The organism is Empedobacter sp. UBA1574 (assembly GCF_002322895.1).
Lineage (GTDB): Bacteria > Bacteroidota > Bacteroidia > Flavobacteriales > Weeksellaceae > Empedobacter > Empedobacter falsenii_B.
Genome location: NZ_DCOI01000022.1, coordinates 112,833 through 124,610 on the forward strand (window position 1 = coordinate 112,833; position 11,778 = coordinate 124,610).

The window sequence follows — 11,778 nt, forward strand, 5'->3', positions numbered from 1 at the left end:
AACTATGAAAATACTAATTATAGAAGATGAAAAGCCTGCAGCGCGTTTATTAAAGCGACGTGTAGAAAAATTGGGTTATCAAATACACGAAATGTTGCACTCTGTAGAAGAAAGTGTAGCGTGGTTGAAAACGAATCCAAATCCTGATTTAATTTTTCTGGATATTCAGTTATCAGATGGGTTATCATTTGAGATTTTTAATCAAGTAGATGTTTCGTCTGCGATTATTTTTACGACTGCTTATGACGAATATGTATTGAAAGCGTTTAAACTAAACTCGGTTGATTATTTGTTGAAACCTGTTGATGAAGAGGAATTGAAGTTTGCTATTGAAAAATTTGAAAGACAATTTCAGCAAGCATCTTCAAGTTTCAATCTAAATGAATTGAAAAGTCTTTTTTCGAATAATCAAACAGAAAAATTTAAAGAACGTTTTTCGATTAAAATAGGAACATCAATCAAAATTATAGAAATCGATAATATCGAATGTTTTTTTAGCGAAAACAAAGCAACGTATATTCATACAAAAGAAAACCGAAATTATTTGGTAGATTTTTCGTTGGATAAAGTGGAAGAACAAATCGACCCGAAAAAGTTTTTTAGAATTAATCGTAGTCAAATCATCCAAATCGATTCGATTAAAGAAATTACAATGTATTCTAATTCAAGATTAAAAATAATTTTGAATACTTACAATGAACAAGATATGATTGTGAGTCGCGAAAAAGTGGCAGATTTTAAGAATTGGTTGGATTAAGAATTGATTTATTGCTTTTTTATGAAAAATTGTTCATAAAAACTTCTATTTTTGCATCAACCAATTAATTATAACTAAATACGAATGGAAAATATAATATCATTTTTTCAGAAATTCTCTTTCAATCAAATCGGAACAACTTTCGCCGTACTTTTTGCAGTTATCGATATTTTAGGAAGTATTCCAATTATTGTAGGAATTCGGAGCAAAGTTGGACATATTCAGTCCGAAAAAGCCTCGATTGCAGCAGGAATTATGATGATTTCGTTTTTGTTTTTCGGAACAAAAATTTTGAAATTAGTTGGTGTTGATGTTCAGTCATTTGCTGTGGCTGGTGCATTTGTGATTTTTATCATCGCTATTGAAATGATTTTAGGAATTGAGATCCAGAAAGGAGTCGAATCTAACTCTGCATCCATCGTTCCTATTGCGTTTCCGTTAGTTGCGGGTGCGGGATCGTTGACAACTGTACTTTCGCTTCGTTCGCAGTTTGCAGATATTAACATTGTGATAGCGATTATATTAAATATGTTAATCGTATATTTGGTGCTGAAATTCGCAGGAAAACTCGAAAAATGGATGGGACCTGGCGTTTTATCGGTACTGAAAAAAGTATTTGGAGTAATTTTATTGTCAATCGCAATCAAATTATTTACGTCAAATATCGGTGCATTGTTTATGAATGAAATTAAAATTTAAAAATTCATTATCTAATGAAAACATATATTTATATCGCGACAATCGTTTTGTTGATAGGTTTAGGTTACAACCTATATGAGATGGATTATAAAGCTGGTTTTATGGCTGAAGAAAACTTTCGTAGCGTTTTAGGAATTGGAGCATCAGTTTGTGGATTAATTTTAGTATCTGTATACTTTAGTTTTTTCAGATTGCAAGCAAATCTTAAGAAATAAACAGTTTTACAACTTATAATAAATGAAAAAGATTAATCCTAGGATTAATCTTTTTTTGTTTGTATCGCTTCGTTTAATTTTTCTAATAAAGTTTTGACAGATTGTTCTATCACCTCAAAAGGTTGATGTTTTGTAGAAGTATAAATCATCACCAAATCAACCGAATAATTTTCATTAGGTTCAAGTAACAATTTATTCAATCTGTAAGCTTCTTTAGCACGACGTTTCAATAAATTTCGATCAACCGCGTGTTTGAATTTTTTCTTTCCAACACTTACTCCTACTCTTATATTGTAATCCGCTTTCGGTTTGATTTTGTAGACAAATCTAATCGGATGAGAAACAAATGTTTTTCCATCAGAAAACAATTCATCGAATGCTTTTCTGCTTTTAAGTTTCTCATTCTTACCAAAAGTCAATTTCATATTGCTAAATTCTACGTAAATTTGTAACTGCAAAAGTAAGTATTCTAAAAAGTTTTAGAATTATGTAACTTTGAAAATAATTTATTTTTATTTAAAACAAAAAAAGAACAATATGTATCCAGCAGAAATAGTAATGCCGATGAAGGCTCAGTTGACTTCTAATGGTTTTGAAGATTTAACTACTCCAGAACAAGTAGAAGCAGCAATCAAACAAGAAGGAACAACTTTGGTAATGGTAAATAGTGTTTGTGGTTGTGCTGCAGGTGCTGCAAGACCAGGAGTTGTAATGTCATTAGATAATGATAAAGTTCCTACACATTTAACAACAGTTTTCGCAGGATTTGATAAAGATGCTGTAGCAAAAGCACGTGAGTTTTTTGCTCCATTTCCTCCAAGTTCTCCAGCTGTTGCTTTATTCAAAGATGGTGAATTAGTACATATGTTAGAGCGTCACCACATCGAAGGACACTCTGCAGCAGCTATCGCAGAAAATTTAAAAGCAGCTTACAACGAGTTTGCTTAAGACTAAATTTGAAGGTTATTTCAAAAATATTTTAAAAAGTGGAGCAATTTGTTCCACTTTTTTTGTGTTCAAAATTCTTATAAAAAAGAGTTTTATAAATTTTAATTCGAGGAAAAGTTTAAAAACCTGAATTAACATCATAACATAAAATATATCATATCAAATTGATTGCTAAACCTATGAAATAGAGAAAAATGTATCAAAATAATCTGTAAATTAGCAATTCGAAATTTTTTAATATATTATTTAATAAACAAATGAGAATAGCAGTCGTAGGCGCTACCGGAATGGTCGGCAGAGTTATGCTCCAAGTTTTGGAAGAAAGAAATTTTCCAATCACTGAAATTATACCAGTAGCATCAGAAAGATCAATAGGAAAAACTATTGAATACAAAGGAAAAGAATACAAAATTGTATCAATGCAGGATGCTGTAGAAATGCGAGCTGATATCGCAATCTTTTCAGCAGGTGGAGAAACTTCCAAACAGTGGGCGCCTAAGTTTGCAGAAGTCGGAACAACTGTAATTGACAATTCATCGGCTTGGAGAATGGATCCAGATCGTCCGTTGATTGTACCAGAAATCAATGCAGATATTTTAACAACAAATGATAAAATTATCGCAAATCCTAACTGTTCAACGATTCAATTGGTAATGGTTCTTAATCCTTTACACAAAAAATACGGAATTAAACGTGTAGTTGTTTCTACTTATCAATCAGTTACGGGAACAGGTAAAGATGCTGTGGAGCAATTGAATGGAGAAATTGAAGGACGTGATGTAGCGAAAGTTTATCCATACCAAATTTTCAAAAATGCATTGCCTCATTGTGATGTGTTTGATGAAGAAACAGGTTATACAAAAGAAGAATTGAAATTGACTCGTGAGCCTCGTAAAATTATGCGTGTGGATGAAATGAATATTACAGCTACTGCGGTTCGTGTTCCTGTGCAAGGAGGACATTCGGAGTCGGTGAATATTGAATTTGAGAATGATTTTGATTTAGCCGAAGTTCGCAAATTATTAGCAGAACAGGAAGGTGTAACAGTACAAGATAATCCAGACACAAATACTTATCCAATGGCTTTCTATTCAGAAGGGAAAGACGATGTTTTTGTAGGTCGTATTCGTCGTGATTTATCTCAACCAAATGCATTAAATTGTTGGATTGTTGCGGATAATTTACGCAAAGGAGCAGCTACAAATGCGGTTCAAATTGCAGAATATCTAGTAAAACACAATTTAGTTGGATAATATTTTCAATTAAAAACTTATATAAAGTCGCTCTTGTAGCGACTTTTTTATGTTTAATGAATAAGTTTTCAGAACTTTAACAAATATTTTACGCTATCAAAGCAACCATAAGCGTAATTTTCGCATCTAAACACTGAGAAAGAAAAAGTATTTTGGACGAAAAACAACTCATAAAAGCTTGTATCAACAATGATTCGAAAGCACAGCGGCTGCTTTACGAAAAATATGATGCGCGATTTTTTGCGGTTTGTAAACGTTATTTTACCGATATACAACAAGCGGAAGATGCGTTGGTAAAAGGTTTTTTGAAGATTTTTCAGAATCTTGAAAATTATTCGTTCGAAGGAAGTTTTGAAGGATGGATGCGAAGAATTATGATTAATGAATGTTTGATGGAGTTGCGGAAAAATAAAATTTTTCACCTTAATGTAGACGATTACTCCTCTTCTATTTCATCTAATCAAGAAGCTTCGCAACAAATCGAAGAAGATGATGTGATGAAACTCCTCGATTATCTACCCGAAGGCTGTCGTCTCGTGTTTACCCTTTACGTTATTGAGGGATATAAGCACAAAGAAATTGCCGAAAGTTTGGGCATTACAGAAGGAACATCTAAATCGCAACTTAATTTAGCGAAGACGAAATTGAAGGATATGTTAAGTAAGAATGAAAATATAAAATCAAATTTATCGTGAACACAAACGATCCAATAGAAGATTTATTTCGATCAAGAAGTAGCGAAACAGTCGGCGAAAAGCCGAGTGATTTGGTGTGGAAACGTATTGAATCTGGTTTGCAGAAGGAGGAAAAGAAGAAGAAACCTATTCGCGAATTTGTTTCGAGTGTATGGTTTTCTGCTGCCGTTTTCGCGTTGATTGCGATTCCTTACTTTGTGCTTTTTATCGAGAATATTAATACTGAAAATAGAGAAAATTCACTTGAAATTGTCAAAACAAATGTCCCAGTTATCGAGCAATCGCCTGCTGAACAAGAAGAAATAGTGGTTTTGGAATCGAAAGATAAAGATTTGGAAAAACCTCTAGAAATAGTAAAGAATGATAAAGTTACAAAACAGCCTGTTTATAAAGTAATTGAAGGACATTCTGCTAGTGTAATTGCTGACGAAGGATATTTTCCTCAATTATCTAATGCTTCTGCATCGAATGCTCCAGTTACTTTATCAGCACCGCAAGCGATGGAAGCTCGTTCTAAGGTTTTAGATTCAATAGAAAAAGAAAGACAATATGCTAAAACAAGTAATCAGAATTTGGGTTCTATAAAAGATTCAGTTATTTCGGATAAGTTAGCTGGAAAAGCTTCTGGTATTGTAGTTGCAAATGGTGTAAGCAGACAAAATGCTAAGCTAAAAGATACTTCTGATGTGATGAAAATGACGGTTGTTGCAGAAACACGTGCTGCAAATGCTTCGTTAGAAACAGCTTCGGTGATGGAAGTTTCGCCAAAAAAATCTGTAATTGACAAATCTGCAATTGTTTATAAACCTTTAAAGTTTACAGTAAAATCGGATATTTTACGTACTAATTTTAAATTACAAAAGAAATTAAAAGATAAAATTTCGTTTGAAAGTACAACGAATAATCTTGTCATTACATTTGAGAAAGTAAATGATAAGATTGTTTTAATAACAAACGAACCAAAGGTTGATGCGACGCTTTTGGGAGTTTTGGAAAAAAATAAAAAAGAAATATTTAAATATTATAATAAATAGAGATTAAAAAAAGGTTCGCTTTTAGCGAACCTTTTTTTAATTATTTCCATATAAATTTATTGCATTTTCTTTGTCTTGATTCATCGCGATGATTAAATCATCTAACGAATCAAATTTCTTTTCATCTCGCAAATGTCCTAAAAATTCAAGGCGAATTGTTTCTCCATAAATATCTCGATCAAAATCCAAAATATTCACTTCTACTCGATGTTCACGAGAATTGGTAACCGTTTCTCTAAATCCGATGCTTAATAAACCTAAATATTTCTGATCATCCACAAAAACATCAACCGCATAAACGCCATCTTTTGGAATTAATTTATTGGGATCAACTTGTAAATTAGCGGTAGGAAAACCAAGTGTACGACCAATTTTGTCACCATGAACAACTTCTCCAGAAAGCGGATATTGATAGTTCAACGCTTTATTCGCATACGCGATATTTCCTTCGATAAGTGCATTTCTAATTTTTGTAGAACTCACCGCCACATCATTTTCTTCGACAGCTTGCAATTGAATCAAATTGAAACCATATTTTTTCGAAAGAACTTGTAATTGTTCAAAATTTCCTTCTCTATTTTTCCCGAAATGATGATCGTAGCCAATCACTAGCGTATCAATATTAATTTTATCAACCAATAAATTCTTGACAAATTCGACAGAAGTTACTTGCGAAAAATCTGTTGTAAACGCTTGAATAATCAAATGTTCTAACCCAAATTGACGCAAAACATTTTCTTTTTCCTCTAAAGTGTTCAAAAATTTAAGATCACAATTTGGTTGTAAAACCATTCGAGGATGTGGATTAAAAGTAATCAAAACACTTTTTCCATCAATTTCTTTTGCAATTGTATTGAGTTGTTTTAGAATAGATTGGTGTCCAATGTGCACACCATCAAACATGCCCAAAGTAAGGACAGGACGTTTGATTGGTTTGATTTCTTCTAAGGATTGATAAACGTTCACTAAAAATGATTTTGCACAAAATTAAGGCTTTCAAATCGAACTTCAAATCTATTTTTAATTTCCTTTGATTGTAATATTCTGATTACTAATCAAAATATTATGACAAAAATCTTAAAAAGTATATAAATTATACAATGTTTTTAACTTACCTTTGCACCCAAATAAAATAAACTAAATCATTTCATATAATGGCAAATCAAAAGAAAGGTAAGATTGCACAGGTTATTGGACCTGTAATTGACGTTATTTTTGATAACGCAGAAGGCCTTCCAAATATTTATGATGCATTAGAGGTTCCTCGTCAAGGAAAAGAAACATTAATTCTTGAAGTTGAGCAACACATCGGTGAAGATACTGTACGTTGTATCGCAATGGATAGTTCTGATGGTTTACAAAGAGGTCAAGAAGTTATCGCTTTAGGAAAACCAATTATGGTTCCTATCGGAGAAAACATCAAAGGACGTGTATTTAATGTAGTTGGAGATGCTATTGATGGTTTAGGGAATTTAGACAAAGAAAATGGTTTACCTATTCACCGTCCAGCTCCAAAATTCGAAGAATTATCAACATCTGCAGAAGTTTTATTTACAGGTATTAAAGTAATTGACTTAGTAGAGCCATACGTAAAAGGTGGTAAAATTGGTTTATTTGGTGGTGCCGGAGTAGGTAAAACAGTATTAATTCAGGAGTTGATGAACAACATCGCAAAAGGACACGGAGGTTTATCTGTATTCGCTGGTGTTGGTGAGCGTACTCGTGAAGGTAATGACTTAATGCGTGAGATGATTGAAGCTGGATTAATTAATTACGGTGAAGATTTCATGCACTCTATGGAAGGTGGATCTTGGGATTTATCTAAAGTAAACAGTGAAAACATGAAAGAGTCTAAAGCAGCTTTCGTTTTCGGACAAATGAATGAACCTCCAGGTGCACGTGCTCGTGTTGCTTTAACAGGTTTAACATTAGCTGAATATTTCCGTGATGGAGATGGACAAGGTCAAGGACGTGACGTATTATTCTTCGTAGATAATATCTTCCGTTTTACACAAGCAGGTTCTGAGGTTTCTGCCTTATTAGGACGTATGCCATCAGCCGTAGGTTATCAGCCAACATTAGCAACTGAAATGGGTGCTATGCAAGAGCGTATTACATCTACTAAAAACGGATCTATTACTTCTGTACAAGCGGTATATGTACCTGCCGATGATTTAACTGACCCTGCGCCAGCTACGACTTTCGCGCACTTAGATGCTACAACGGTATTAGATCGTAAAATTGCTTCATTAGGTATTTACCCAGCGGTAGATCCATTGAACTCTACATCTCGTATCTTATCACCAGCAATTATTGGTAAAGAACATTACGAAACAGCACAACGTGTAAAAGAAATCTTACAACGTTACAATGCTTTACAAGATATCATCGCGATTTTAGGTATGGAAGAGTTATCAGAAGAGGATAAGTTAGTTGTACACCGTGCACGTCGTATCCAACGTTTCTTATCTCAACCATTCCACGTTGCAGAACAGTTTACAGGTATCCCAGGTGTTTTAGTAGATATCAAAGATACAATCAAAGGATTCAACATGATCTTAGATGGTGAAGTTGACCAATATCCTGAGGCTGCATTCAACTTACGTGGTACAATCGAAGAAGCGATTGAAGCTGGAGAAAAAATGTTAGCAGAAGCTAAATAATATAATTTAACCATATAAAGAGTGCTTACGTTTCTTTTCTTTTTGAAAGTTGCTAAGTACTCTTTTTTTTAAAAACAATAGGATTATGCACTTACAAATTATTACGCCAGAATTCGTAGTTTTCGATGCAGAAGTAGATGCTGTTACTTTACCAGGTAAAGATGGTGAATTTCAGTTATTAAATAACCACGCTCCTATCGTTGCAACTTTAGGTGAAGGAACAATTAAAATTAAAGTTCACACAAAAACTTTCGAAGATTTCGATAATCAATCTGGCAAAGTTTACACTTCTCCATCAAACGAATCTACATTATTGTTAGATATCAAAGGAGGAACAATTGAAATGAGCAATAATAAAGTAATCGTTTTAGCAAACTAATTACTTTTTTATCATAAAACTTAAAAGGAGATCAATTTTGATCTCCTTTTTTTATGTTTTCTACTTAATATTCTCTTTTTTACTTCAAATTTTATTCTGTTTAAATCCTTTTTATAGATTTCGAAAGAAATATTTTTAACTTTTTGGCATGAATATTCTTTTTAAATCAATTTAATAGATTTGTTTTCTAAAAACTAATTATAAATTTTATTATTTAGAAAATTATTCTAATTTCACATAAAATATAAAACTACAAAGTGTAGTTAGAAATGAATAATTTTTTTAAAGATGAAGTACAATTCTAAAAAACATTCTTTTGGACACGGCGTCCTGCTTCAGAGCATCTATAATTGTATCAATAGTAAAATTCGAATGTGCAGCTGCTAATTTTAGCTAACTAACCTACCCTACTATTTATTAATCGTAGTCACATTCAAAACAATTTTATTATGTCAACAGAAAAACAATTACATTTCGATACTTTACAAGTACACGCAGGTCAAGAAGTAGACCCATCAACAGGCTCTCGCGCTGTTCCAATTTATCAAACATCTTCTTATGTATTTAATGATGCCGAACACGGAGCAAATTTATTTGCTTTGAAAGAATTTGGTAATATTTACACAAGAATTCAGAATCCAACAACTGACGTTTTCGAAAAACGTATTGCTGCGCTGGAAGGTGGTGTTGCGGCATTAGCTGTTTCATCGGGACAAGCGGCACAATTTATTGCTTTAAATAATATTTTAGAATCAGGAGATAATTTTGTTTCGGCTTCTAATCTTTATGGCGGAACATATAATCAATTCAAAGTTGGTTTTAAGCGTTTAGGTGTTGATGTTCGCTTTGCTGAAGATGCAGATCCAGCAAAAATTGAATCATTAATTGATGAAAATACAAAAGCGATTTATGCAGAAACGATAGGAAATCCGAGTTTTAATGTTCCAGATTTTGAAGCAATCGCTGCAATTGCACAAAAATATAACATTCCATTTATTGTGGATAATACGTTTGGTGTGGGCGGTTATATTTTCAAACCTTTAGAGCATGGAGCAAACGTTGTCGTAGAATCTGCAACAAAATGGATCGGTGGACACGGAACTTCTATCGGTGGAGTTATCGTGGATGGTGGAAATTATAATTGGGGTAATGGTAGATTTCCACAATTTTCTGAACCATCAGAAGGTTATCATGGTTTAGTTTTTTCCGATGTTTTTGGAGTGAATGGTCCTTTTGGTAATATTCAGTTTATTATTCGTGCCCGCGTCGAAGGTTTGCGCGATTTTGGTCCAGCAATTTCACCGTTCAATTCTTTTTTATTGTTACAAGGTTTAGAGACGTTGTCGTTAAGAGTTCAGAAACATTTGGACAATACGTTAGAAATTGCGCGTTGGTTAGAACTTCATCCGCAAGTTGAAAAAGTGAATTATCCTGGATTAATTACTTCTCCAAGTCATCATTTGGCAAAAAAATATTTGAAAAATGGTTTCGGAGCTGTTTTATCATTCCAAATTAAAGGTGATGCAGACAAAGCGAATCAATTTATTGATAGTTTAGAATTGATTAGTCATTTGGCAAATGTTGGCGATGCAAAATCGTTAATTATTCATCCTTCTGCAACAACTCATCAACAACTGAGCGATGATGAACAAAAATCTGCTGGAGTTTTTCCTGGTTTATTGCGTCTTTCTGTCGGAATTGAATATATTGATGATATCAAAAATGATCTTCAGCGAGCTTTTGATAAAATTAAGTAAACAAAGTATTATTAGCTATAAATTAATTCAGTGAATTTTTATCAATATAATTATACAAAGCCATTTCAATTAGAAAATGGTCAAATTCTCGAAAATTTAACCATTGCTTATCATACAGCGGGAACGTTGAATCCCGAAAAAAATAATATCATCTGGGTTTGTCATGCTTTAACGGCAAACTCGGATGTTTTTGATTGGTGGGCTGGTCTTTTTGGAGAAAATGAATTATTCAATCCAAAAGATCATTTTATTATTTGCGCCAATGTGATTGGTTCTAATTATGGAACGACAAATCCGTTGTCTACAAATCCTGAAACAAATTCGCCTTATTATCGAGATTTTCCTACAATTACGATAAAAGATATGGCAAATGCGCACCAATTGTTGGCAGATCATTTAGGAATTTCAACTATTCATTTATTAATAGGTGGTTCACTCGGTGGTCAACAAGCGTTAGAATTTACGTTACTTGATCAAGTTAAAGTGGATAATTTGGTTTTGTTGGCGACAAATGCGGTACATTCTCCATGGGGAATTGCGTTCAACGAATCGCAGCGTTTGGCTATCGAAGCCGATTCAACTTTTAACGATAAAATTGAGGATGGAGGAAGAAATGGATTGATTGCGGCGCGTACAATTGCGATGTTGTCTTATCGTACCTATATTATATATGAACAGAAGCAAAAAGACAAGGATTCTGTTTACAACGATTTCAAAGCGTCTTCTTATCAAAAATATCAAGGTGAAAAATTAGCAAATCGATTTAATGCACATTCATATTGGACACTTTCGAAAGCGATGGATTCACAAAATTTGGCTCGAAAGAGAGAGTCTTTAGAGAAATCATTGGCTCAAATTTCATCCAATACAATAGTTATAGGTATATCTTCGGATATATTATTTCCGCCAAGTGAGCAAAAATTTATAGCGAATCATATTTCAAATGCAAAATTCATCGAAATTGATTCTATTTTTGGACACGATGGTTTCTTGGTCGAATTACAAGAATTAAATACAATTTTGGAACATCTCGTATAATATTATGGAATGAATAATTATATGAAGCTCGATTTATTCGAGCTTTTTTTATTTATAAATAGATTCTACTTCGTAGAATTTCTCCCGAGTAGTTCCTTCAAAAGTATCCATTTTGCTTTTCTTTTGTTCAAGAAAAGCAAAACGTCTAATCATTTTCTGCGGTAAAAACGGGCTTTTATCTTTTAAAACCTCGTATCTCACTTCTCATATCTAAAAAAAACAAAAAATATTTTCCATTGTACCAGCGACTTAAGATTAGAATGTAAAATAAAAGTAAAGTATGTTTGGAAAAACGAATAATCCAGCCGTATATTTGCAACCGCAATACGAAAGACGAGTA

The 11,778-nt window shown here is 33.0% G+C and carries 13 protein-coding genes; 11 read left to right on the forward strand and 2 right to left on the reverse strand.

Going from position 1 to position 11,778, the window contains the following annotated elements:
* The first annotated feature begins 4 nt into the window (after nucleotides 1-4).
* From B3578_RS06385 to B3578_RS06395, 3 genes are all read left to right on the forward strand, one after another.
* The gene (locus B3578_RS06385) at nucleotides 5-757 is read left to right on the forward strand and encodes a LytR/AlgR family response regulator transcription factor (protein ID WP_219034073.1); all 753 of its coding nucleotides are present in this window, start codon (nucleotides 5-7) and stop codon (nucleotides 755-757) included.
* An 84-nt stretch (nucleotides 758-841) separates the two neighbouring features.
* Complete coding sequence (locus B3578_RS06390; protein WP_125350575.1) at nucleotides 842-1,456, forward strand: MarC family protein; 615 nt, start codon at nucleotides 842-844, stop codon at nucleotides 1,454-1,456.
* Nucleotides 1,457-1,470: 14 nt separating this feature from the next.
* Complete coding sequence (locus B3578_RS06395) at nucleotides 1,471-1,671, forward strand: hypothetical protein (protein WP_125350576.1); 201 nt, start codon at nucleotides 1,471-1,473, stop codon at nucleotides 1,669-1,671.
* A gap of 44 nt (nucleotides 1,672-1,715) precedes the next feature.
* Here B3578_RS06395 and rnpA read toward each other — a convergent pair whose 3' ends face one another.
* Complete coding sequence (rnpA, locus tag B3578_RS06400; RefSeq protein ID WP_125350577.1) at nucleotides 1,716-2,096, reverse strand: ribonuclease P protein component; 381 nt, start codon at nucleotides 2,094-2,096, stop codon at nucleotides 1,716-1,718.
* A gap of 112 nt (nucleotides 2,097-2,208) precedes the next feature.
* Between rnpA and B3578_RS06405 the strand changes: the two genes are divergently transcribed.
* The 4 genes from B3578_RS06405 to B3578_RS06420 all read left to right on the forward strand — a co-directional run bounded on the left by B3578_RS06405 (nucleotide 2,209) and on the right by B3578_RS06420 (nucleotide 5,601).
* Entirely contained in the window at nucleotides 2,209-2,619 is a 411-nt protein-coding gene (locus tag B3578_RS06405) for a BrxA/BrxB family bacilliredoxin (protein WP_038336154.1), read from the forward strand.
* Between the two features lie 257 nt (nucleotides 2,620-2,876).
* Nucleotides 2,877-3,872, forward strand: a complete 996-nt coding sequence (locus B3578_RS06410; protein WP_038336152.1) for an aspartate-semialdehyde dehydrogenase — start codon at nucleotides 2,877-2,879, stop codon at nucleotides 3,870-3,872.
* A gap of 152 nt (nucleotides 3,873-4,024) precedes the next feature.
* A complete protein-coding gene (locus tag B3578_RS06415) occupies nucleotides 4,025-4,567 on the forward strand; it encodes an RNA polymerase sigma factor (protein WP_291047424.1) in 543 nt (180 codons plus the stop codon).
* Complete coding sequence (locus tag B3578_RS06420; RefSeq protein ID WP_291047426.1) at nucleotides 4,564-5,601, forward strand: hypothetical protein; 1,038 nt, start codon at nucleotides 4,564-4,566, stop codon at nucleotides 5,599-5,601. Before B3578_RS06415 ends, B3578_RS06420 begins: the two co-directional genes overlap by 4 nt.
* Before the next feature lie 36 nt (nucleotides 5,602-5,637).
* Here B3578_RS06420 and B3578_RS06425 read toward each other — a convergent pair whose 3' ends face one another.
* Nucleotides 5,638-6,567 carry a bifunctional riboflavin kinase/FAD synthetase gene (locus B3578_RS06425; RefSeq protein ID WP_286495649.1) on the reverse strand — a complete coding sequence of 310 codons (930 nt, stop codon included), beginning with the start codon at nucleotides 6,565-6,567 and terminating at the stop codon, nucleotides 5,638-5,640.
* 188 nt (nucleotides 6,568-6,755) lie between these two features.
* Here B3578_RS06425 and atpD point away from each other — a divergent pair, with 188 nt between their 5' ends.
* The 4 genes from atpD (at nucleotide 6,756) to B3578_RS06445 (ending at nucleotide 11,438) form a co-directional block, all read left to right on the forward strand.
* On the forward strand, nucleotides 6,756-8,264 hold the full coding sequence (gene atpD, locus B3578_RS06430; RefSeq protein WP_114998651.1) for a F0F1 ATP synthase subunit beta: 1,509 nt from the start codon (nucleotides 6,756-6,758) through the stop codon (nucleotides 8,262-8,264).
* An 85-nt stretch (nucleotides 8,265-8,349) separates the two neighbouring features.
* Nucleotides 8,350-8,643 carry a F0F1 ATP synthase subunit epsilon gene (locus B3578_RS06435; RefSeq protein ID WP_280038257.1) on the forward strand — a complete coding sequence of 98 codons (294 nt, stop codon included), beginning with the start codon at nucleotides 8,350-8,352 and terminating at the stop codon, nucleotides 8,641-8,643.
* A gap of 449 nt (nucleotides 8,644-9,092) precedes the next feature.
* Nucleotides 9,093-10,400 carry an O-acetylhomoserine aminocarboxypropyltransferase/cysteine synthase family protein gene (locus tag B3578_RS06440; protein ID WP_291047430.1) on the forward strand — a complete coding sequence of 436 codons (1,308 nt, stop codon included), beginning with the start codon at nucleotides 9,093-9,095 and terminating at the stop codon, nucleotides 10,398-10,400.
* Nucleotides 10,401-10,430: 30 nt separating this feature from the next.
* Nucleotides 10,431-11,438: a homoserine O-acetyltransferase family protein gene (locus B3578_RS06445; protein WP_038336140.1), complete on the forward strand. Its 1,008-nt coding sequence runs from the start codon at nucleotides 10,431-10,433 to the stop codon at nucleotides 11,436-11,438.
* Nucleotides 11,439-11,778 lie beyond the last annotated feature (340 nt).

What these genes read in the sequence shown, in the direction of transcription:
- B3578_RS06405 (WP_038336154.1), top strand. Translation starts at nt 2,209, where the DNA reads ATGTATCCAGCAGAAATAGTAATGCCGATGAAGGCTCAGTTGACTTCT.
- B3578_RS06390 (WP_125350575.1), top strand. Translation starts at nt 842, where the DNA reads ATGGAAAATATAATATCATTTTTTCAGAAATTCTCTTTCAATCAAATC.
- atpD (WP_114998651.1), top strand. Translation starts at nt 6,756, where the DNA reads ATGGCAAATCAAAAGAAAGGTAAGATTGCACAGGTTATTGGACCTGTA.
- B3578_RS06410 (WP_038336152.1), top strand. Translation starts at nt 2,877, where the DNA reads ATGAGAATAGCAGTCGTAGGCGCTACCGGAATGGTCGGCAGAGTTATG.
- B3578_RS06435 (WP_280038257.1), top strand. Translation starts at nt 8,350, where the DNA reads ATGCACTTACAAATTATTACGCCAGAATTCGTAGTTTTCGATGCAGAA.
- B3578_RS06440 (WP_291047430.1), top strand. Translation starts at nt 9,093, where the DNA reads ATGTCAACAGAAAAACAATTACATTTCGATACTTTACAAGTACACGCA.
- B3578_RS06395 (WP_125350576.1), top strand. Translation starts at nt 1,471, where the DNA reads ATGAAAACATATATTTATATCGCGACAATCGTTTTGTTGATAGGTTTA.
- rnpA (WP_125350577.1), bottom strand. Translation starts at nt 2,096, where the DNA reads ATGAAATTGACTTTTGGTAAGAATGAGAAACTTAAAAGCAGAAAAGCA.
- B3578_RS06385 (WP_219034073.1), top strand. Translation starts at nt 5, where the DNA reads ATGAAAATACTAATTATAGAAGATGAAAAGCCTGCAGCGCGTTTATTA.